Consider the following 21,614-nt stretch of genomic DNA (forward strand, 5'->3'; position numbering starts at 1 on the left):
ATGATCAAGGTTTCCCGGATGGCGGCGTCCGCCCTCCTCGCGTTCGGTGCTCTGTGCCTGCCCGCGTACAGCGCCACCGCTCAGACCCTCACCGCGTCTGCGGACGACGAGCGATGCAGGGCAGAAGACGAGCTGTTGCCCAACCCCGATGACGCCGGTTCCTTCTTCCACTGTTCGCACGGTGTGGCGTACCTGAAGGCCTGTCCGAGCATCCTCCACTTCAACCCGGTCCTGAAGGTCTGCGACTGGCCCGAGAAAGCAGGAAACCCCGCCGCTGACCAGGACGCGGGCCCTGACCCAAGCTGATGAAGCCGGAGCGCACTGGTTGGTGAACCTCGCCAGTCCTGCACCATTTCGAGGCGCCACACGCTGAGCGCTGTAGTTGGCCGCACGGGCCAACTACAGAGCTCAGTCACACCGGCTGTGGTCGGTGTCCTTTGACAGCGAAGATAGTCGCGATCAGTGCGTTGGCCTGGCCCGACTGGCTTGAGTGTCAACAGGCGGCTGCCGCCCCGGAGTCGCGCCTGTGCAGCGTGAGCATGTTCGGCCCCCCCCCCCACGCCTAATGCCTTTCTCGTGGGGCCGGATCTACCCGATTCCATGCCGCCTAACTACCTGAGAACGTGCAGCTCACAGGGGATGCGGACGGTCGCGTCCACCCCGGGGCATGCCTAGGGTGCAGCTCCACCAACCCCGGAGGCACTCGCTGTGAACCCCATCATCATTGGCGCGATCAATACCGGCAGCCTGGCTCTGATCGGCGCGATCGGCGCCGCCGTTATCGCCACCAGGCCCCGGCCGGAACCGGCTCCGACGGGCCACCGACCATCCGAGGCGGTGACGCTCTTCGAGATCGCCACCGCACGACCAAGGCCCTAGCCTTCGCCGCACTCGGCGGCATCGTCACCCTCGCAGCGCTCGCTCTCGTCCTGCTAGCCGAGCAGCCAAGCACGAGGCGTACCCCGAAGCAGTCGAACAGGCCCACGCCGACTTCACCGCCCTGAAGGCCGGCGAACTCCCCGGCCCGCGTACAGCGGACCAGCAGGAGCCCGTCCGGTGACCACCCAGTACCTCGCGGTTCTCCAGTTCGAGGAGGGCGGCCCGGCCGTCACCGGCGCGTGGATCGACTCGCATTGCCGGGCCTAGTAGGGCCTGGCGCGCAGTGCGGCGGTGGTGTCGCGCAGGCCAGAGGGGGTGGCCAGGTCGGCGGTCAAGTGGTCGTGAGGGCCGTCGCGTTGATCGGTCAGGGACTTGAGGCGGTGTTCGGTGGCGGGCGACGGCGGTGATGGTGTGACCTTCGGCGGCGAGGGCCAGTGCGTGGCCGATGCCTGCGGTGGCGACGGTGATCTCGGCGCGGGTCACTTTTCCGCCTTCGGGGCGGTGTCGGGGGCCCAGAGGAAGGAGAAGCGCTCCATGACGTTGCTGCGCTCAGTGTTGTGGAAGGCTGCGATCCGCCAGGTGTCGTCGGTGTCGCGGACCAGGGTGAAGGTCGTCACCTTCGAGAGTTCGTCCGCGCCGGGCTTGTCACCGGTGTAGTCGGCGCCGCGGCTGGTGAGGACGGCGACGTCCTTGGTCAGGAAGCGCATGTCGAGGTACCTGGCGGCGAGCTTGCTGTCCTTGAGGAAGCCCTTGAAGAGCGCGCGGTGGCTCGCGGTGATGTCGGCGCGGCCCTCGTAGTGGCTGCCTATGTAGGTGGTGTACGTGCCGTTCTCGGTGAACTGGCGGCCGTACGCCTCCGCGTCACCACGCTCCCAGGCGTCGGCGAGGGCGTCGAGGGTGGCGCAGACGGCCTTGCCGTCGCGGCGGTCGGCGTCGGCCGGGATCACCTCGCCGCAGGTTTCGGCGCCGGTTCGCTGCACGTCGGAGGTGGCGTCGAGATAGAGATAGGTGCCGGTCGCGCCGAGGGCGAGGACGAGCGTGCAGACGAGGGCGGCGCGCTTGACGAGCTTTCGGTTCATGGTGAGGTCTCTCCGTTCGGTGGTGGCGGACCGGTGGCGACAGCGGCCACAATCACTGCACTTGTGCAGTAACTGCACGCATGCGTTATTTGCGCGTGCGCGGAGGCTGCGGGTCTCCAGGCGTCCGAGTGGTACGCGCTCAGCCGCATCAGCCTGGCGGTCGGGCTCACTTCGGGTGAACTCTCGGCCGGTGCGAGCCCCACAACGGGCGCGACGACCCACCTGATCGACCGCCTTGAGCGTGCGGGATACGTGCACCGCACCACGGACCCCGCCGACCGGCGCAAGGTCCTGGTAGAGGCGATCCCCGACGCGCTGGGGGAGGTCGAGGCGGCCGTGGTGCCGGCGGGCCGCCGCATCGGGGAGGTGCTCGCCGCTGTACCCCGGAGCAACAGGACCTGCTCTTCGGCTACTTCGCCCGCGCCGCTCCGGCGTTCCGGCGTTCCGGACCGCGCCGGAGGAGATCAGGACGGCGACACGGGAGCGCAAGAGGAGCTGGCCCTCCTAGCCGGTCCGGCGGTGCGACGGACCGGCTTCCCGACGGCGTCTTCACGGCACGTCACAGTTCTCGAGCGAGACCGGAGGGCTCGTACCCCAGGTGGCCGCCTTCGGGGTCGCGGCGGTGCCGCAGGCCGCGGTGGTGAGACACAGTGCCCCGGCCGGCATGGCGGCCGGGGCTTGTTTCCGGCGCATCAGAACTCCTTACTCGGGCTTGTTGCCGACGGGGCCGCCGATCTCGTACGGCGTGGTGACGTTGTCGTACGCGAGGTGCATGACCATGCCGAGCTTGCTGTGCCAGAAGTTGTGGCAGTGGTCCATCCAGATGCCCGGGTTGTCGGCCTTGAAGGCGACCTGGACCTCTTCGCCCGGCCGGACGAGCACGGTGTCCTGCCACATCGGGCTGCCGGAGGCGCGCTTGCCGTTCTTGCCGAGCACCAGCATGTGGTGGCCGTGCAGATGCATCGGATGGTCCTCGTTCCCGCGGTTGATGAAAGTGGCGCGGGCGACGTCGCCTTCCCTGATCATCAGCATCGGGGTGTCCGGGAAGACACGGCCGTTGATGGTCTGCTTCAGCCCGAAGCTGCCGTCGTAGAAGCCCAGCCACTCGTCGAAGACGAGCTTGTAGTCGCGGTCGAAGTCGCTGTCCGGGCCGAGCGCCGTCCTCTTCGGGCCGCCGTAGCTGTACGGATCGAATTCGGGACCGTTCAGATCCGCCTTCAACACCCCCTTGCCATCCGGCGAGTACACGATGCCCGCGTCCGGGGCGCTGCCGTCGGTCACCCGCACCGGGCCGTCGGGCATGGTGAATTCGACGTCCATCCGGTTGCCACCGCCGAGCACCAGCTTCTTGCCCTTGAGCGCGGTCGGCTTGTGTACGTCCGTCCCGTCCAGGGCGGTGACCTTGTACGGGACGTCGTCGATGGCGAACTCGCGGGTGCTGCCACTGGTGTTGGTGAGCCGTATCCGCACCTTCTCGCCCGGCTCGGCGCGGCGCCGCTCCAGCTCGTCCAAGGCGCCGAGCGCGGGCACCGTGCCCTTGTCGGTCTGCCAGTCGTGGGCGAGGACGCTGACGTCCTTGTCCATCGGCCGGGTCTGCTTCTTCGGCTCGATGATCAGGGCGCCGAAGAGGCCGCGGTCGACCTGCTCGGAGGCGGCCTGGTGGGAGTGGTACCAGCGGGTGCCGGACTCCTCCACGCGGAAGCGGTAGGTGAAGGACTTGCCGGGCAGCACCGCGTCCTGGGTGGCGCCGGCCACGCCGTCCTCGCCGTTGGGGACGTCGACGCCGTGCCAGTGGATGGTGACCGGGGTCTTGCCGGGCAGCTCGTTGCGCAGCTTGATCTCCACCAGGTCGCCCTCGGTGACCCGCAGTTGGGGCCCGGGGACCTGGCCGTTGTACGTCCAGGCGTCGACCGTCTTGCCGGAGGCCAGCTTCACCTTCTTGGCCTGCGCGGTGAGGGAGAAGCGCCGGTCGGGCGTACCACTCCTGGGACCGCGTAGTTCGTCGACGGAGACCTCGTCGGCGCCGCCGGTGCCGGTGGCCATGTGGTGGTCGCCGGCCATGTCGTGGTGCTGCCCGGCGGCACCGCCGCCCCAGTCGGCCTCACCCTTCATCATCGAGAAAGTGTGCGGAAGTCGGCTGCCGGCGATCCCGTAGTTGGCCAGCCCCACCACGGTGCCGAGCACCACCACGGCCGTGCCAAGCCGGACCGCCACTGCCCGTCGCCGGGGGATCTCACGGCCGGTTAGGAGGCGCTGCAGCCGCGCGTTGGCGCGCCATACCAGCAGCCCGCCGACCGCCGCGGTGATCAACCCGTACGCGCCGAGGCTGATCCAGAACGACCGGTCCGGCGGCAGGAACATCTGCGCGAAGCAGCCGAGGCCGCCGAAGGCCGCGAGCCGGGGCGGCACGACATGGCGCGGGGACCGGGCGCGCGACTGCTCCTCCAGCGGCACCGGCGCAGCCGGGTCGGGCAGCCTTCCCCGAGCTCTCGGCTTCGCTCGAGCAGGGGATACCCCATTCCGGGCGGCGGACGCCAGCCACGGCACCGTCCAGACGACGGTGGCGATCACGGCCGGGAGCAGCATGACGAAGGTGGTGAACAGCCGCCGGTCGGCGACGAACACCCATCCATGGCGGGCAAGCAGCCCGTACACGACGAGCCTGGCCGCGGTGAGCAGCAGGGCGACGGACACCAGCACCAGCGCGATACGGGACATCCGCCGCATGCGGCCGACGGCGCGGCGGCCTGGCTGGAGGCCCGTCGTGACGGCGGCGATCAGCCAGGCGGGGAGCAGGACGATGCCCAGTGCGAGCTCGAGTCCGGATGCGGCGACGTACATGGCCGTCACCCCCGGCCCTGCGACCGTCGGGCCGCGGCAGTCGGCGGCTGTGGTGGGCGTCTGCGCGGTCGGCAAAGGTCGCGGGCGATCTGGTCGCCGAGGACCCAAAGGTGGCGGCGCCCTGCTGTGGTGGCTTCGGTGCTCTCAGGCATGCCGTCAGCGTGGCGATCACCGCACCGGCCGGGCATCCGCCGATCCTCGCTCTCTTCCTCGGCGGAAAGTTGCAGGCCGGGCAATGCCGCGTACAACTATCGGTTGACGCCTGCCCTCCCGCACCGCGGCTAGCCTGCAGCCATGACATGGCACAGCCGCCTCACGAGCCACCGGGAACGCCGGCGTTCGGTGGAGGGCACCCTCGTGGCGCTGGCCCTCGCCACGACCACGGCCACCAGCGACGGGATCTCCGCGAGGTTCGACTACTTTCCCGCGCACCCGCCGCTCTTCGTGGCGATCCCGGTCGGGCTGCTCGTGGGCCTCGCGGCATGGTTCCGCCACCGCCGTCCCGTGCTGCTTCTGCTGGCCGCGCTCGGCGCCTATGTGGTGATGTCGGCCTGGATCGCCGTGGTGTTCGCGCAGTACACCCTGGCCGACCGCGCCGCCTCCTGGCGCCGTGTCGCCGTCGCCTCCACGGTCGCCGTCATGGTGGTCGCTCCGCCGATCTGGCGGGGCGGCGGCTTTGACGCAGCGATCATGAGCGTGGGCATCTGCGTCTTCCCGGCCCTGCTCGGCCTGTACACGGGCGCCCGCCGCCGCCTCATGGCCGAGCTCCGGGAGCGCGCCGAGCGGGCCGAGCGCGAACAGCGGCAGCGGGTGCTACAGGCCCGCAGCGACGAACGCGCCCAGATCGCCCGGGACATGCACGACGTCGTCACCCACCGCGTAGCCCTGATGGTGCTGCACGCGACCGCGCTCGAGGCGACCAAGGGCGCGTCCGCCGTCGACATCGGCAAGCAGATCGGCGCCATCGGCCGCGAGGCACTGACCGAGCTCCGCTCGCTGGTGGAGGTCCTGCACACCGAATCCGAGGCTCCGCTCGCCCCGCAGCCCGGCCTGGCCGAGCTGGAGACACTGATCGCCGACTCCCGCAGCCTGGGGACGCCGGTCACCCTGGAGCTGACCGGAGAGCACAGCGCGACCCGCCCACCCGAGCTGCCGGCCCTGATCGAGCACGCCGTCTACCGGGTGGTGCAGGAGGCCCTGACCAACGTCCACAAGCACGCCGCCGACGCCGAGACTTGCGTCCGAGTCCACCGCACGCGCAGCCTGCTGCACCTCACGGTGATCAACCAGCAGGGTGTCGGCGCCAACCCCTCCGGTCTGCCCAGCGGCGGCCACGGCCTGCTCGGCATCGCCGAACGGATACGGCTCGTCGGCGGCGAACTCACCGCAGGCCCGACCCCGGACGGCGGCTTCGAGATCGCCGCCGAGATCCCGCTGGACGACATACCCCAGAAGCAGCCCACCCACATGGAAGCCACGCGATGAGCGAGATGACGACCCGGGTCCTGATCGTGGACGACGAATGGATGGTGCGCTCCATGCTCAGCACCATCATGACGTCCGCCCCCGACATCGAAGTGGTGGGCGAGGCATCGGACGGCAATACGGCGGTGTCGATGGCCGCCGCCCTGGAGCCGGACGTCGTCCTGATGGACATCCGGATGCCCCGCTCCGACGGCCTGACCGCCACAGAGTGCCTCACCCGCTCGCCCCGCCCGCCACGCGTCGTCGTGCTGACCACCTTCGACCTGGACGAATACGTCCAGACAGCGCTACGTCACGGGGCCGTCGGTTTCCTCCTGAAGGACGCCACCGCGGATGACATGATCGCTGCGGTGCGCAGCGCGGCCCGCGGCGACGCGATGCTCTCCCCGAAGGTGACCCGCCGCCTCATCCGCCGCTTCACGGAGGACGACGACGGCCCCTCCGCAGAGCGGCAGCGCCGCCGCTCCGAGGCCCGCAGCCGCCTGGAGGCCCTGACGGAAAAGGAGCGCGAGGTCCTGATCGCCCTGAGCAGCGGCCTCTCCAATACCGACATCGCCGCGGCCCTGCACATGAGCGAGGCCACCGCGAAGACCCACATCAGCCGAATCCTGTCGAAGCTCTCCCTCACCAACCGCGTCCAGGCGGCGATCCTGGCGCACCATGCGGGGCTCGTGGACTAGGGACTTCTTCGCCATCCATCGATAGCGGTGTCCCCGGCGGGCTCTTTGGTTTTCGTCACACAATTCCAACAGCCCCCGGAGGTACCTCAGTTAAGCCCGGCCGCTTTACGGCCTGGTCACAGATGGGCAGTGAACTTCCCGTCGGGCCGTTTATGCAGCCAGCCGCGGTCAGCCAGCTTCGTGTGCTTTCCGCGCATGGACGATCTCACGCCCACAGAGCGCGCCGCGGTCGCCCGTTTCGCCGATCTCGTGGACCAACGCCAGGAGAAGGCGACCGCGGCATTCGACGCGGAGCAGATGCGCGACCTGTCCGGCAGCTACTGACCTTTTCGCTTCAGGGTGACGGTTTTGGTGGCGTAGGCGGGATACGGCCGCATAGTCCATCTGGTCGGTGCCGGGGGCCTATTGGGCTCTTCCCTGATTGCGTGGGTGGCCGGGATGCTGTGGGCATCAGTGAGCGGTACGCGACAGATCTCATGCGGGGATCCCCTGGGGAAGCGAGTCTGGGGACCGCGATGGGTCACGCCCTGAGGACGGCGCACCGGGCTCGGATCCACCGTCGGGCTGATGTCCGCGGGCCGGTTCCGGGCTGCGGCGGGGATGTTGCGCCATGCCGGTCCGACGAGGGCCGCCGCGGCAGGCCCGCCACTCCGGAAAGGGGTGCTCCTCATGACACACGCCCGTACCACCGCCACCCCGGCAGGCCGGGCCCACTGTCCTTACGCACCCGCCTGACCGCCCTGTTCGGCGGCGCCGTGCTCGCCGCGGCGGGCCTGCTCGCCGTGGCGGCACCGGCCCAGGCCGACGCGATCGTCCAGATCACCGACTCGGCCGACCCGGTCGCGGTCAACACCCCCTACACCTACACCGTCACCGTCAACTACACGACCGTCGCGGACGTGTTCCAGACCATCACCGTCGACCTCACCGGGGCGGCGGCGACGTTCACGTCCGTCACCTCCAACAACCCCAGCACCTCCTGCTACCCGGCCGGCACTGCCCATGCGGAGTGCGCCAACGCCGGCTTCCACGGCTCCTCGGAAACCCTCACCCTGACCGTGCTGCCCACGGCCGCCGGTACGGTCACCGCCAACGCTGTCGCGGTCGGAGACGCCAACGGCTCCGACAGCACCACCACGACGATCACCCCGGCCGGACCGGTCTACAACTTCTCCGGGTTCTTCCAGCCGGTCGACAACCCGCCCACCGTCAACTCGATGAACGCCGGACGGGCCGTCCCCGTGAAGTTCAGCCTCGACGGCGACCAGGGCCTGGACATCTTCGCCTCCGGCTACCCCGTCTCCCAGAACGTCACCTGTGACACCGGTGCGCCCATCGACCCGGTCGAACAGACCAGCGGAGCCGGCGGATCCAGCCTCAGCTACAACCCGGCCACCGACACATACACGTACGTGTGGAAGACCAACAGCGCCTGGAAGGACACCTGCCGCACCTTCGACCTGAAACTGGCCGACAACAGCGACCACTACGCCAACTTCAACTTCAGCTGACCCACCCCGCACCCGGCGGTGCCCGGCCACCGGGCCGGGCACCGCCTCGTCGCACCCCGCTCCGGGCGCCACCAACGGGGTGTATCCCGGTGGGATGCGCTATCCCGACGGCGGCGGCCTGAGCGCCACCCGGCGCGCACGGCGGGAACGGGTACGGAATACGGCCGCCGACCTGTTCACCCAGGGGCTCACGCCCGGCAGGTTGCCCAACGCCTGCGGGTCTCCCGCAAGTCGGCCTACGCCTGGCATGCACGCTGGCGGGCCGGCGGCAGAACAGCCCTGCGCTCCCGGGGCCCCAGCGGACGCCCCTCGCGGATGCGACCAGCCTGGCGCACCTGGCTGGCCAGGGAACTGACACGGGGCCCTGCCGCCCACGGCTGGACCGAGGACCACCGACGGACGCTGGCCAGGGTGGCCACCGTGATCGCACGGCGGTTCCACGTCCGCTTCAGCCCGGCCCAGATCTGGCGCATCCTGCGGCAGATGGGCTTCACGGCCCAAGTCCCGGTACACCGGGCCGCCGAACGCGACCCGCACGCCACCGCCCGGTGGTACCAGCAGACCTGGCCACAGGTGCAACAGATAGTGCGGGACCGGGATGCGTGGCTGTGCTTCGCCGACGAAGCGGGCCAAACCCTCCGACCGCCCAAGGCGCGCACCTGGTCCCGGCGCGGCCACCCGCCCGTCATCCAGACCCGCGTCAAGGGCTCCGGCCGGATCTCGCTGGCCGCACTGGTGGGCCGCAAGCCCGGCCACAGCACCCGGTTCATCTTCCGGATCCTGGCCCACCATGGCCGCAAAGGCGAGAAGACGGGCTTCAGGGAGGTCGACTTCGCTCGCCTGCTGGACGCCGCCCACCAGCAGCTCGGCGGAGACATCGTGCTGCTGTGGGACAACTACACGCACCATGTCGACGCCGCTATGCGGGAGTTCATCACTGCGCGGGCCTGGCTGACTGTGTTCCGCTTCCCCGCCTCCACCCCGGAGCTGAATCCGGTGGAAGGGGTATGGGCACACTGCAAGCGAAGTCTGGCCAACCTCGCCCCGTGCACCACCGACGAACTCGCCTCGCTGGCCCGCACCCGCCTCAAGCGCATGCAGTACCGACCCAGCCTGCTCGACGGATTCATCGCCGAAACGGGCTTGCCCCTGCCCGCACCGTAATGTCACCCCGAGGCGAAAAGGTCAGTAGCCCTCTGACTGCGGGCAGCTCTTAGCAGGATGCGCACACATCGCCCGTCACCAGCCTGTACGGGGTGGTGACGGGCGATGCCATAGCTCACTCGACTCGTCAGCAGTGTCCTCGGCGGGACGCCATCCCCGGCGCCCCCGGCGTGTTCACCTCACCCCCCAAGGCTCGTTGCCAAGGAAGTCCGGGTGGCAGCCAGCCTGGGCGACTGGGTTCACTGTCAAGACGACTCGGTTCGATGTCAGCGGACAGTCGGGTGGCTATGTACGCGAGTAGCGACGTCGTTTGTCGATGACTCTGGGAGTCGCACGGCCGCGCGAATAGGCGGTGTTCACGAGACCGGGAGTCACTCCGTCGGGATCTTGCCGGGGCGGCTACGCCAGGCCGCAAGGCGTCACGCCGAGTGGCACCGCCTGATGCCGATCAGAGTAGGGCGCGGACAGGGGCGTGATGCCAGGGCGATCGCCCATCGTCGCCGTGTCGTACGGTCCGGGCAAGTCCTCGCACGTCCAAGAGCCGTCCGGCTGCTCCACCCACGTCACGGGGACCCATCCGCGCTCAGCGTCGGCCCGGTGTGGCACGTAGCCAGAGGACGTGTCGCACGTCCCGCAGAGGCAGGGCAGGCCTGCTCCGGTCGCATAGTCGATCTGCATGAGCTGATCAACGCGGGGATCCATCACCACGTACCGAGTGACTCCCGAACTCATCAACATTGATCACGTGGCGCACTTCGAAGTGACTCCCAAAGTCATCGACAAACGACTCCCGTCCTCATGTACACAGCCACCTGGCTCTGTTCACGTCGCAGAGCAGCGATTCGACAGCAGTTCGGGAGGCAGCGCCCGCGCCGGATGTTCACGACCGCGGCGGTTACGATCGCGGTTGGTGACCTGTTGCCGGTCAGGTGGAAGGGGGTCTTCGTGGCCAAGGTGATCCGAGAGCAGCAGCTGGATGCCGATGTCGGCTATCACGGTTTCGCGTTCCAGGAGTCTGACGATGCCGATCTGTCGGTGCCGTTTCCGGACGGGTTCGAGGGCGATGTCTTCATCAACGCTTTCCCCGGCCGTGTCGATCTCTACAGTGCGGGCCACACTCACACCGCATCGGTCACGGTGCAGGTGTGGGACGGCCCGCCGCCCGCGGAGGACGCGGCGAAGTGGGATGAGCAGGGTGAGGTCGGGTTCGAGTCGACCAGCGGTGAGGTGGCGCTGTGGTCGATGAGCCTGGGCCGCTCCGAGGACCTGGTGACCCTCACCGATACCGGGGGCTCCTGGCGCGTACGTGCCTGCTGCACCGGCCGGAGCGAGGCGGCCCGCCTCTCGGACGAAGAGGGCACCGCCCACGGCGTTGAACGCTATCTCGTCCAGTTCTGGCCCGCGCCCTCCTAGAGCGGGCGGGGCGGTCACCGCAGTGACCGCCCCGGCACCTCACGATGTGATCTTCACCAGGAAGCCGTCATCGAGTCCGTCGATGATCCGGTTCTTGCCGTAGAAGCCGTTCAGCAGGATCCCGGCGTCACGGTTGGGGTCCTTGCCGACCGGCTTGGCGGAGAAGTTGAACTTCTTCGCCTCGGCGTCGTAGTCGGGCTGCGCGGCACCCTCATACGTGGTCGCGAAGGGATACTCGTCGCACTGTCGGGCGCCGCCCTGGGAGTAGTTGTCTCCCCAATAGCGCTTGCACTGCTTGACCGCCGCCTTACGGTTGTTGTCCTTGCGGCCGGCCGCCACCAGCCGGTGCAACGGCTCCTTCGCCACCTGCCCCGGAACCTTCTTCGCCGCCATCACGGGCTTGGTGTCTTCCGGCTTGGTGAACGCGGTCTTGATGTGCTGCGCCACCTCCCGCTCCGGCGCCCCCTGCCTGGCGCTGTAGGGCAGGGCTGTCACGTAGCTGAAGGTCGCCGCGCCCTTGCGGGCGGGATTTCCGCCTCCGGTGGAGTTGGCCAGGTACTTCGCCGTGTCCCAGCGGGGCGCGAGCATGAATAACTTGCCGCCCTGGGCGCCGCCGAGGGTGTAGCCGGCCGGGGGTGTGAGGGCGATGGTCGGCTCGTACACGGAGAAGACCAGGTCGCTGGAGCCGCTGCTGCCCTGGCCCGGCTTCGCGTTCACCGTGTGGGTGAACGTCTTGAGCTGCTTGAGCTGATCGAAGGTCTTCGTCCCGGGCATGTTGCCGCCCTGGGTGTAGCGCACTGTCGAGGGCCAGCTTTGGGGTATCGCTCCCTTCGTGGTGACCTTGAGGCGGGAGGTCGGGGGAGTGCCGTCCTTGCCCATCTCACTGAAGTGGTACTGGTACTTGATCTCCCGGCTGTTCTTGGCGACCGTTCCGACCACGCGGACGTTGAACCAGCTCAGGCCGGCCGGACGGTTGTTGCGGAACCAGGTCTGGGTGAACGAGGCGCCGGTGCACACCGCGAAGCGGGACTTGACGTAGAACTTTTTGTCGCTGCCCAGGCCTTTGCGAGACTCATCCAGCGTCATCGTCCTCGACGGCTCGGGATACGCCACCGCCGGAGCAGCCGCGGCCGCCGCAGACCGCGCCGAGGGAAGGGGAGCAGTGGCTGAGGCGCGGCGGCTCAGCGGCGCATAGGACGCGGCCGGGCCCACCGTCTCCGCGGCCAACGGCGCCTGCGGCTCCAATGCCCGGGCCAGCGACCGCAGACGGTCCATGCCGCCCGGCGACTGCAGCTGCTCCAGCGACGGCCTGGCCGCACCTGACGGCAGCACATAGGACTCCACGCGCATTACCGGCGCGTCATCCTCATCCGCCCAGGCAGGTGCCGCACTCGGCATCGCCGCCGCGGCCAGAAATGCCAACGCGCCTGCACAGGACGTGCGAAGCCACTGTCTTGTCATTGCTGTGCCCCCCCCAACTCAGGTGGTGCCGAGTCGTAAATCCGGCACCTGGTCTGGGGAAAGATCTATCGAACGTCTGATCGGCAACGAGGGCGACCCGCCGGGGATGGCGTGATCACAGCCCAAACCGGCCGGTTCATGCACAGACGCGTGGCTGAGCGCGTGACCAGGGAGCGGCGCGGAAGCTGCGGCAAACCAGAATTGCCAGCCTCGTACGCTGCTTCCCAGCGTGTACCCCAGCTGTCAACGCTGCTCTGGCGACGAGTTCGCTCATGGTGGCCATTGGGTTCGAGGTTTCCGGCTCGTTCCAGGTCCGCACCCGCGTCGAGCACACCTTCGCCCAGATGAAGACCTGGAAGATCCTCTGCAACTGCCGCCTCAAAGGCGACGGCGTTCACCACGCCATGCTCGGCATCGCCCGTCGTAGGAGGTGTCGGGGAGTTGGGACGTCGGTGACCAGCCGCCGCGGCGGCTGGTCACGGCGCCGACTCCGGCTTTTGGCCGTGCTGTTGCCAGAGGCGCGCCAGACGTGTGCGGTCACCGTCCGCCCGATTGCGTCGACGCCACACCGGGCCCGGCATGCCCATCACAGACCCGACAACCCGAAACGGGCCGCCGGAAGATCCGGCGACCCGTCACGAAAGAGCGACGTCAGGCCTCGCAGGACTCTCGATCAGCAGTACTGCGGCTCGTGGTTGCCGTTCGCGTTCTGCCACGTCGCAAAGTCGGTGGTCCCGGGCACCACGTTCTTGGTGACCCCCTTGGTCAGCCTGATACGGAACTTCAGGCACGTGTTTTCAGGGAGGTCGAAGCGCGGGCCACTCCGGTTGCTCCTATACGTCCACTTGCCCTCACCGCGCGCGTTGTAGAAGTCGTACAGGTAATCGTTGCCCTTGTTCTTCCATACCGTGATGTGCACGGCGTAGCCGTCGTCCTGTTTGTCGGCAAGCTTGACCCCGTCGTACTCGGGTTCGAAAACGACATGGCCGCCCGGGTTGTCGTCGTCGGTTTGCATCAGGAACCAGTTGCCTTGGGCGCTTGCTACCTGGGCGGTCGCAAGAACCACGGCTACAGCCCCAGTCGCGACGGTCGTGATCGCGCGTATCCGACGTCGAGCCAAGCTCATTTGTTTGCCTCCCTGTGTGACCTGGGCGCGGTCGAAACCAGCGCCCTTCATGGTGGTTACAGCCCTATGAGAGAAGAGCTCGGCAAGATGTGACAGGGAGCAAAAGTGACGTGCGTCTCGCCTCGCGCGCCCGCGCTTGAATCCCTCTTGCCTCAGGTGAGGCAGGCGGAAGCGTTGTCGTTCCAGCCTCCTTTCCATCCTCGGTTTGTCCGGCGGATCATGGGCCGAGCCGAGCCGAGCCGAGCCGAGCCGGACCGAGGCGAGGGCCGGCCAGTGCCCTAATCGTGTTGACCGTCCCCGGCAGGCAGTGCTGGAGTCGGCACGTGGACAGCATCCCGGCCAACCGGCGGCTCTGGAACCAGATCAGCAGCGCCTACCAGCACGAGCACGACCCGCAAATCGGCGCCACACCCCGGCTGTGGGGCATGTACTCCATCCCCGACGCGCACCTGCACGCCCTGGGTGATGTCACCGGCAAGCGCGTCCTCGAACTCGGCTGCGGCGCCGGCCAGTGGTCCAGGGCGCTCTCCGCCGAGGGCGCCACCGTGGTCGGGCTCGACCTGTCCGAAGCCCAACTCGCCGCAGCGGCCCGCGCGATGGGAGCGGCCCGCTACCCGCTGGTGCAAGGCGCCGCCGAACAACTCCCCTTCGCCGCCGACAGCTTCGACCTGGTGTTCTGCGACTTCGGTGGGCTCAGCTGGGCGCCCCCGCACCTGGCCGTCCCGCAAGCCGCACGCGTCTTGGTCCGAGGCGGGCGCCTGGTGTTCAACGTCGCCAGCCCATGGTTCGAAGCTTGCTACGACGAAGCCGCCAGCCGCGTGACCACGACGCTGCAGCAGGACTACTTCGGGCTGAACACCATCGCCGAAGACGACGGAGCGACCAGCTATCAGCTCACCTACGGCGACTGGGTCAAGGTCCTGCGCGGCGCGGGTCTCATCATCGACGACCTCATCGAGCCGCGGCCCGAACTGGGAACACCCAACGGCTACAACGAAACCCACCCACCCGACTGGGCACACCGCTGGCCGGCGGAACTGCTCTGGGTAACCCACAAACCGTAGGTTCCGCCGCGCCGAGACGTGAAGGCATCCCCTCGCCGGACAGGCCCTAGCAGACCCGGCTACCGCTAGATGACTCTGAGTGGGTGTCACCCACTCAGAGGGGTTGATCTAGTTGGTCACTCAGAACCCATAGCCCGCATCGTTCGGGAAGAAGCCGTCGAAAAAGGGCTCGCACCACGAGCACCTCGCTGGCGGCCTACTCCACACAGACGCTGGTCGGCGGACGGCACCTGGGACAGGATCCTGGCCGCTGTCCGGGGCGATGCGGACGCGGACGGCCGCATCGGCTGGTCGATGGTGAGCGTGGACTCGGCCTTGTGCCGCCGGCACGCCGCCGGGGCAGGCAAGAAGCCGCCGCGAGTGCTGGGAAAAGACGCACGCCCCGGCAGCACCGCACTCCGCCGTCAGCGCTGGCACCCGCACCGGATAGCGTCCTGCCCATGACAAAGGACGGAACGCCGCAACCGCCGACGCCGATATGCCCGCGCTGCGGCGGAGCCGAGGTACGGACGGTCGAACAGGCGCAGTCCGGCAAGGGCGCCCTGACCAAGAGCCTCGGCACCCGACTGGCGAAGGGCCCGGAGAAGAGCGGCGACGGCTGCATCCACTTCGTCGAGGGGCTCGTCCTGAGCCTTGTGATCGGCGGCGGTCTCGTCTACCAGGGCGACGAGGAGAACAACCAGCTGTACACGGTCGGTGGTGTGGTCCTCGGGCTGCTCATCCTCGCCGTCACCTTCGCGGTGGTGCGCCACGACGGCCGGGAGAAGGACGCCGAGACGTCCGGCGAGACACTGGCCAACGAGTTCTGGCTGCCAGCGCACTACTGCTACGGCTGCGAGGGCGTGTTCTGCCCGGGCGGCACCCCCTGGCAGGGCGTGCTCACCCCGGAGCAGTTCAAGAAACTGGTCTGGCGTCAAGGCCGATACGACCGCCAACTGCAGCCGGGCGACAAGGCGAAGGACACGGAGGTCCCACCAGGGACCCTGATCGAGGGCTAGGGCGTGTCCCTACGTTGAGTTGGAAAGCCCCTGCGGATCAGTCCTGGGACCGGGTCGGGATGATGCCGTGCTTCACCGCGAAGGAGTCATCCGCGACGTTCCCCATGCCGGGGCTCAGGCCGTTGTAGCTCTGGAGAAGCTCAAGAGCCGTTTGCGCAACACGAGGTTGTTACACACTCCCAGCATGAGCGACTGGTGGGGGACTGCTCCGGCATGGGTGAGTGCTATCGGTACCAGTGGATCTCTACTCATGGGCTTCACGATCTTGATGCGCGACCGACGCAAGGATGAGCAGGCGGATGCGCGGAAGGTCGTCACCCACGTTGAAGAAGTCCAGTTCAGATCTCGTTACCAGCCAGGCCGCGTAGATGTGTTGAACACCGCTGAGCGCCCCGTGAGATATCCGAGCGTGTTGATTGCTGTTGGCGGAGTTCGGCGTCGGGAGAAGTTCGACCTGGTATCCCACGTCCTGACCCCAGGACAGCTGATGCCGGGGGAGCGGTGGAATTCGAGCTGGCGGAAGGGCAGCTTGAGCAAGGCGACTATCCCGTGGCGGTGGCTTTCACGGATAGCGATGGCTACAGATGGCTCCGCGACCTCGTGACCGGCGAGATAGCCAGAGACGGAAGCAGACGCCGCAATAGGTACGCGCCGCGGTACGACGTACAGCGCGCTGTTCGGAGTATGGGCTTTCGGCGGATGCACACGGCGTACGCTGAACAGCGCGCACATCGTCGCCGTGTGCGTGCACTTGGTTCGATGAACAAAGTGCAGCGGAATGAGCATCACAGCGACCCTTGATGTGGAAAGGTCCGATCGCAATGGCCGGCAAGGGAGACTTGTCCCCTCACCGGCCATCAGCTGTGCGGCGGGTCAGTAGTGGTCGATGAACCAGCGAGTGCACTTGAACTTCGCACCCGTGGGCTTCACGCATGCCCGTACTGCATGGCTGCGGTTGTCCTCACCTGTCTGAAGCCGTACCGAGCCGGTCATCGCAAAGTTGGCGGCCGCATCCGCCCAGGTCGCGGTAAAGCGGCAGGTCATGACACCCCCGCCCACAGCCCGCACGTAATCGTCTGAAGGATGCCTGGGCTTGGAGTGCATGTTGAAGTCGCCCAAGCTCCGCTGCACATACACCTTGTCGTACCTGGCCACATCACCTGTGATCGAGGCATAAGCGTAGGTGTCAGGCCATTTTTCGGTGTAGAGGGTTAGATCGCGCCCCTTGTAGGAGCGCGCGTCGGTCTCGCCGTAGCCGATGGGCCATCCGGGCACGTGGGCGAGATCGCACCCATCAACGTTGTCGGATGCCTTGGCGCCGTCATTCCGCACCACCGAGGAGGCGGCCTCCGCGGTGGCTGGTGATGCGGTGCCAAGAGCTCCCAGAGGGGCAGCCACCACCACTGCCACTGCCACTGCCAGTTTTGCCCAGCGCCTGCTCAAAGTCATGTTCTGGCTCACCTCTCGCCTCGGGATGTACGTGACTCCTGATGGTGGAACCGGACTGGACCGGAGGGCAGTTGTTTCGGTCGTGCCCGAAACAACTGAGCCGTGTTCATCCTGAACATGCAGGTCGCAGGGGTGGTGTGTGTGGGGGGATGTCGTGCTCGTGCCGGTTGAGGATCATTAGCGCGCGTACGAGTCGGGTTGCCCACTTCACGTCGAGGCGGAGCTTGGTCAGCACGCGCCAGTTCTTCAGGTGGGCGAAGGCGTGCTCGCACACTGCGCGTTCGGCGGCGATCAGCTGGTTGACCAGCTTCTTCGCGGACGGAAGCTTCTTGCCCTTGGGATTCCTATAGCCGGTGATGACCGCCGGGTCGGCGGCCGGGCCGCCGTCGGCGAGGCCGATGAAGCCGAGGTCGGCGATCGCGGCGAGGTCGGCTGCGCGGAGCTGGCCGACCAGGTCGTCGTGGCGGCAGGCGGTTATCTCCGAGCCGCGGGCCGGACGGGCGGTGGAGGTCCACAACAGCCGCCCACGCACGTCGGTCAGGGCGATGGCCAGCAGCCCGCGGCGTTTGTGCTTGGCCGACCAGCGGCGCCTGATGGGCAGGCCGCTGCGGCGCTGGGTGGGTATCAGCGACCCGTCGAGGAGGACGACGCTGCCACCCTCGCGGGCGAGCTTTGCCAGCACCCGCTCCAGTCTGGGGGCGCGGGCGGCCAGCAGGTTGATCATCTCCTTCAGCCATCGGTCCACGGTGGTGCGCGCGACGCCGTTGCCGCCGGCGAGGTCACTAAGCTTGTCTTTTAACCTCTGGCGTCGAAATGGCCCTCGAACTAGGCCGCCCACCGGGGAGTTCGTCGGATGCTGAGGCGGCCTTCGTCTGATCATGTGCTCCGACCAAGGTGCACCGATCTGGACGAAGGCCGTGAAGGTGAGTCTGCTGCCTGATGACGTTCCGGGGAACGTGTTCGCGCGGCGCTGGGGATCGTCCCAGGCCCGTGGGTCCAGTGGGAGCGGGGGGTGAACAGGGCGCGGCGGCGCGCGTAGTCGAGCGGGGCACCGTGTGCGTCGAGATGGTCGGCCAGCAGGATCAGCGTGTGCAGGGCGTCGGTGCAGTCGTCGCGGCGGGTGAGGTCGGCCAGCAGGGTGGACACGTTGTGGTTACTGACGGTGGTGCCGGTCAGCCGTTTTACGGCGGCGGCGGTGGAGGTGGTGCTGCCGGCAAGCAGGCAGGCGACCGTGTCCGTTTGCTCGGGTGTGTCGTAGACCGGTTTGTGACACCTGGGGAGTTGGATGAAGCCCGGTGCCGTCTGGACGACTTCGCGGCGGATGTACGACGCCGCCCGCTCGCTCTCGCCGACGATCGGACCCTTCGCCGTGGCCCAGAAGGCCAACCACGTACAGTTGCCCGTCCGGTGGATGGGGGCGTCCGAGTCGTCCATGCGCTCATGGTCAAGCGCTCGCCGGGGCGGCCCGTCAGTCCTTCGGCCTCGCCGGCGCCTTGGCGCAGAGGTACGGACGCGCGAGCAGCAGACCGGTCCCGGTCATGGCGATGCCGAAGTAGACCGGCGCAAGGTGAATGAAGTCGGTGTAGTGGATCGCGCCGTGCACCACGACAGCCGGCAGGAAGCCGGCGGCCGCCGCCGTGGCCAGGGTCCAGAAGACCCAGGTCTCGCCCCGCCGCCAGCCCCATGCGCTGAGGAGAGTGATCGCCACCGCGGCCGACATCAGGGCGCCGCCGAACCCCGCACGGTCGTGGGCGACGAAGGGCACGAGCCGGGGACTGACCGCTTCCAGCGTCTGCGTACCGGTGCCCAGGAAGGCCAGGTCGGTCGGCACGAAGACACCCGTCAGACCAACCACCGAGATCACCGCTCCGCCGACGAACAGCCCTGCTCCCGTGACAATCAGCAGCAGCTGGCCGACCAGCGCCCGCCGCCGCTCCGGCTCCGGCCCCTCGGGCGCCAGCCGCCACCGCGGAGCGTGCTGGGCGCGCCGGACTCCGGCCACGAACATCGGGAACAGCACGATCGCGGTGGCCGTGTGCAGGGGTTCCACGAAGCCGGTCGCCAGGAAGTAGAACAAGGTGGGGAAGCCGATCGCCCCCGACAGCAGAAACGCCTCGCGGGCCCAGGGCCAGCCGCGTCTGATCCCGCCCACCGCAAGGCCGGTGTAGAGGGCGCCGATGGACACCATCGTGCCGGCCATGGTGATCCGGTCGTGCTGGAGGAAGTGCACGAGGTGGTGGTTGGCGGCATGCAGCTCGTGCATCGTCATGCCGAGGTAGTCGCGGTCGTACCAGAGCAGCACCGGCCCGAGCGTGATCGCCGCGGCACCGAGTCCGGCGCCCGTCATACCGAGCCCGACGAGCAGCGCCCACCACCAGGCGGGCCAGCGGCGCGGATCGCGGCCGACGTCCCGGAGCGCTGGAGCGGGCGCGGTGGGCGTGGCCGCCTCGACGACCCGGGCGAACCATCCGGGTCCGGCCGCGACGAGCACGCTGGGCCGGGCGAGTACGACGGTCTGGGGCTCCTCCAGCACGGTGGCCGCTGCGGTGACCGACGGGTCGGTGACATGCGCCACGTGCGGGTCGTCATCGATGGTGAACCCGTCGACGTGGGATTTGAGGGCGTCCTCGGCCTCCGGGTCGCAGGCCCGCACGACCACCGGGATCGAACGGCCGGCAGCCGCCTCGCGTACGGTCTCGACGTCGGCCGCCGAGACCGGCGCCACCTCGACCACACCGGCCCCCAGCGGGGCCATGGCACGTATCGCCTCATGGGCGAGCGAGGGCGGGACGGATATGCCGAGCCGGACGGCCACGGGCACGCCGGCGATCTCACCGGCGAGCCGCGCCGGCGGATGACGGTGACCGAAACCCCGGGCGATCAGCCGGGCGCCGGTGGGACGGGAGCCGATCGCGGCCAGCAGCCGCAGTGCGGTGCGCTGCGAACGGCGTACGCCGAGGACAGCGGCGGCCGCGCCGCGCAGGGGGTGATACGTCCAGTCCGGCATCAGTGGCTCTCGTTTTCTGTCGGGGTCACCGGCTCACCGGGCGCCCGCCAGCCGAGCACCGGTGTCATAGAACGCAACGTCGCCCGCATCGGTGTCAGCCGCGCGGCCGTGTCGCGCAGCAGCACCGCGGGCGGCCACGACAGCTGGCCGACGGCGCCGAGCCGGGCGGAGCGGCGCGCGACGGCCTGGGTCCTCGGGCGGCGCAGCAGGTCGTACGAGCGCAGCGCGGCGGGCACGTCCAGGGTGGCGTCGAGACAGTGGGCGAGCGTAACCGCGTCCTCCAGCGCCTGGCACGCGCCCTGGCCCAGATTCGGCGTCATGGCATGGGCGGCGTCGCCCAGCAGCGCGACCCGGCCGCGGACGAAGGTTGGCAGCGGCGGCAGGTCGTACAGGTCGTGCCGGAGCACGGCCTCCTCGGGGATGGCGGCCAGCAGGGTGGGGATCGGGTCCGGCCAGGATCCGAACCGGCGCAGCAGTTCGGCGTACTCGGACGGACCGGCTGCCGCTCCCGGCGGCAGTGACGCGGTCGCGAAGCAGTACATCCGGCCGCCCGGCAGCCCCGTGTACCCGAGGCGCTCCCCCCGGCCCCAGGTCGCCGCGCCCTCGGAGGGCGGGTAGGCGAGGGGATCGGTGACCATGCGCCAGGCCGTGTAACCGGCGTATCGGGGTCCGGCCGCGTCCGGCCGCAGGGCGCGGCGTACCGCGCTGCGCAGTCCGTCGGCCCCGATCACGAGGTCAGGCCGGGACTCGCCCCCGCGGTGCACGACGACCGGGCCGTGCCCGTCGTCGCGGACCGCGGACACCTCGCTGCCCGCCCGCAGGCAGTCGGCGGGCAGCGCCTCGGTGAGTGCCCGCAACAGGTCCGCGCGGTGCAGCACCACCAGGGGATGGCCGAAGCGGCGCCCCAGCTCCGTGTTGTCCGTACGGGACAGCCAGCGGCCCCGGCGGTCGCGTACGCCCCCTGCGGCTTCCACGGCGCCCAGTGCCCGGACGGCGTCGGCCAGACCGAGCGCGTCGAGCGCGTGCAGCGCGTTCGGCCACAGGGAGATGCCGGCGCCGATCTCGGTGAACTCGGGGGCCCGTTCCAGCACTTCGACGTGCCAGCCCCGGCGGTGCAGGGCGATGGCGGCCGCGAGGCCGCCGATCCCGCCGCCGACGATGGTCGCGGCGCGCTGCGGCATGGGTCCTCGCTCTGGGTTCGGGGGGCGCCGCCTCCGGTCAAGTGGCTGTCGACCCGGTGCCCGAGCGGCATGCGACGCGACGGAGGTCCGGGCTGAGCAGCGCCTCATCGCAACATGTCGACAGACGCCTGTCAACGTGCCTGATGGGTGTCGTGTGATGTGCTCTGGGTGTGCGTCATGGGTTTCACTGGTGGTGGGTGTGGCGGGGTTGGGCACTGTGTTGCTGGGGTGTCGTTCGGTTGGTGAAGGTCGCTGTCGTTTCCCGGTGTAGGTCTG

General features: G+C 68.8%; 20 protein-coding genes and 3 pseudogenes. 13 read left to right on the plus strand and 10 right to left on the minus strand.

Features of this window, described 5'->3' with window-relative positions:
• Together E2651_RS08195 and E2651_RS43840 are read left to right on the plus strand one after the other, a co-directional pair.
• On the plus strand, window positions 1-306 hold the full coding sequence (locus tag E2651_RS08195; RefSeq protein WP_167828736.1) for a carbohydrate-binding module family 14 protein: 306 nt from the start codon (window positions 1-3) through the stop codon (window positions 304-306).
• A gap of 402 nt (window positions 307-708) precedes the next feature.
• Window positions 709-879 (plus strand): hypothetical protein, encoded by a 171-nt coding sequence (locus E2651_RS43840; protein WP_167828737.1) that lies wholly within the window; start codon window positions 709-711, stop codon window positions 877-879.
• Between the two features lie 479 nt (window positions 880-1,358).
• Here E2651_RS43840 and E2651_RS08200 read toward each other — a convergent pair whose 3' ends face one another.
• Complete coding sequence (locus E2651_RS08200) at window positions 1,359-1,958, minus strand: SgcJ/EcaC family oxidoreductase (RefSeq protein WP_135330363.1); 600 nt, start codon at window positions 1,956-1,958, stop codon at window positions 1,359-1,361.
• Window positions 1,959-2,111: 153 nt separating this feature from the next.
• Here E2651_RS08200 and E2651_RS45140 point away from each other — a divergent pair.
• A pseudogene (locus tag E2651_RS45140) lies at window positions 2,112-2,189 on the plus strand (hypothetical protein); the annotation flags it as partial.
• Window positions 2,190-2,507: 318 nt separating this feature from the next.
• On the opposite strand, the gene E2651_RS45145 reads toward E2651_RS45140, so the two are convergent.
• Together E2651_RS45145 and E2651_RS08210 are read right to left on the minus strand one after the other, a co-directional pair.
• Window positions 2,508-2,651, minus strand: a complete 144-nt coding sequence (locus E2651_RS45145) for a hypothetical protein (RefSeq protein WP_245238659.1) — start codon at window positions 2,649-2,651, stop codon at window positions 2,508-2,510.
• A 9-nt stretch (window positions 2,652-2,660) separates the two neighbouring features.
• Window positions 2,661-4,799 (minus strand): multicopper oxidase family protein, encoded by a 2,139-nt coding sequence (locus tag E2651_RS08210; protein WP_135330364.1) that lies wholly within the window; start codon window positions 4,797-4,799, stop codon window positions 2,661-2,663.
• A gap of 294 nt (window positions 4,800-5,093) precedes the next feature.
• On the opposite strand from E2651_RS08210, the gene E2651_RS08215 reads away from it, so the two are divergent.
• From E2651_RS08215 to E2651_RS08235, 6 genes are all read left to right on the plus strand, one after another.
• On the plus strand, window positions 5,094-6,284 hold the full coding sequence (locus E2651_RS08215; protein WP_135330365.1) for a histidine kinase: 1,191 nt from the start codon (window positions 5,094-5,096) through the stop codon (window positions 6,282-6,284).
• A complete protein-coding gene (locus E2651_RS08220) occupies window positions 6,281-6,964 on the plus strand; it encodes a response regulator transcription factor (protein WP_209446095.1) in 684 nt (227 codons plus the stop codon). The genes E2651_RS08215 and E2651_RS08220 overlap by 4 nt, the downstream gene beginning before the upstream one ends.
• A 195-nt stretch (window positions 6,965-7,159) precedes the next feature.
• On the plus strand, window positions 7,160-7,288 hold the full coding sequence (locus tag E2651_RS45925) for a hypothetical protein (protein WP_280922778.1): 129 nt from the start codon (window positions 7,160-7,162) through the stop codon (window positions 7,286-7,288).
• A gap of 431 nt (window positions 7,289-7,719) precedes the next feature.
• Window positions 7,720-8,475 carry a PxKF domain-containing protein gene (locus tag E2651_RS08225; RefSeq protein ID WP_135330366.1) on the plus strand — a complete coding sequence of 252 codons (756 nt, stop codon included), beginning with the start codon at window positions 7,720-7,722 and terminating at the stop codon, window positions 8,473-8,475.
• 18 nt (window positions 8,476-8,493) lie between these two features.
• The gene (locus E2651_RS43850) at window positions 8,494-9,639 is read left to right on the plus strand and encodes an IS630 family transposase (protein WP_245238661.1); all 1,146 of its coding nucleotides are present in this window, start codon (window positions 8,494-8,496) and stop codon (window positions 9,637-9,639) included.
• A 945-nt stretch (window positions 9,640-10,584) separates the two neighbouring features.
• Window positions 10,585-11,052, plus strand: a complete 468-nt coding sequence (locus tag E2651_RS08235) for a hypothetical protein (RefSeq protein WP_135330367.1) — start codon at window positions 10,585-10,587, stop codon at window positions 11,050-11,052.
• Window positions 11,053-11,091: 39 nt separating this feature from the next.
• Here the strand turns inward: E2651_RS08235 and E2651_RS45150 are convergent, their stop codons facing one another.
• The gene (locus E2651_RS45150) at window positions 11,092-12,402 is read right to left on the minus strand and encodes a hypothetical protein (protein WP_245238664.1); all 1,311 of its coding nucleotides are present in this window, start codon (window positions 12,400-12,402) and stop codon (window positions 11,092-11,094) included.
• 419 nt (window positions 12,403-12,821) lie between these two features.
• Here E2651_RS45150 and E2651_RS08245 point away from each other — a divergent pair.
• Window positions 12,822-12,935, plus strand: a pseudogene (locus tag E2651_RS08245) (IS5/IS1182 family transposase); the annotation flags it as partial.
• 251 nt (window positions 12,936-13,186) lie between these two features.
• Here E2651_RS08245 and E2651_RS43855 read toward each other — a convergent pair.
• Window positions 13,187-13,639: a hypothetical protein gene (locus tag E2651_RS43855; RefSeq protein WP_167828731.1), complete on the minus strand. Its 453-nt coding sequence runs from the start codon at window positions 13,637-13,639 to the stop codon at window positions 13,187-13,189.
• A 323-nt stretch (window positions 13,640-13,962) separates the two neighbouring features.
• Here E2651_RS43855 and E2651_RS08255 point away from each other — a divergent pair, with 323 nt between their 5' ends.
• From E2651_RS08255 to E2651_RS08265, 3 genes and pseudogenes are all read left to right on the plus strand, one after another.
• Entirely contained in the window at window positions 13,963-14,703 is a 741-nt protein-coding gene (locus tag E2651_RS08255) for a class I SAM-dependent methyltransferase (RefSeq protein WP_135330369.1), read from the plus strand.
• A 204-nt stretch (window positions 14,704-14,907) separates the two neighbouring features.
• Window positions 14,908-15,098: pseudogene (locus E2651_RS08260) on the plus strand (IS5/IS1182 family transposase); the annotation flags it as partial.
• Between the two features lie 45 nt (window positions 15,099-15,143).
• Entirely contained in the window at window positions 15,144-15,701 is a 558-nt protein-coding gene (locus tag E2651_RS08265; RefSeq protein ID WP_245238666.1) for a hypothetical protein, read from the plus strand.
• A gap of 873 nt (window positions 15,702-16,574) precedes the next feature.
• Here the strand turns inward: E2651_RS08265 and E2651_RS08275 are convergent.
• The 5 genes from E2651_RS08275 to E2651_RS08295 form a co-directional block, all read right to left on the minus strand.
• Window positions 16,575-17,162, minus strand: coding sequence for a hypothetical protein (locus E2651_RS08275; protein ID WP_135330371.1), 588 nt, complete (start codon window positions 17,160-17,162; stop codon window positions 16,575-16,577).
• A gap of 94 nt (window positions 17,163-17,256) precedes the next feature.
• Window positions 17,257-17,874 (minus strand): transposase family protein, encoded by a 618-nt coding sequence (locus E2651_RS08280; protein WP_209446097.1) that lies wholly within the window; start codon window positions 17,872-17,874, stop codon window positions 17,257-17,259.
• A gap of 152 nt (window positions 17,875-18,026) precedes the next feature.
• Entirely contained in the window at window positions 18,027-18,584 is a 558-nt protein-coding gene (locus tag E2651_RS44605) for a hypothetical protein (RefSeq protein WP_209446098.1), read from the minus strand.
• A gap of 34 nt (window positions 18,585-18,618) precedes the next feature.
• A complete protein-coding gene (locus E2651_RS08290; RefSeq protein ID WP_135330372.1) occupies window positions 18,619-20,157 on the minus strand; it encodes a hypothetical protein in 1,539 nt (512 codons plus the stop codon).
• On the minus strand, window positions 20,157-21,338 hold the full coding sequence (locus tag E2651_RS08295) for an FAD-dependent monooxygenase (protein ID WP_135330373.1): 1,182 nt from the start codon (window positions 21,336-21,338) through the stop codon (window positions 20,157-20,159). Before E2651_RS08295 ends, E2651_RS08290 begins: the two co-directional genes overlap by 1 nt.
• Between the last annotated feature and the right edge of the window lie 276 nt (window positions 21,339-21,614).

This window comes from Streptomyces sp. MZ04 (assembly GCF_004684775.1).
Lineage (GTDB): Bacteria > Actinomycetota > Actinomycetes > Streptomycetales > Streptomycetaceae > Streptomyces.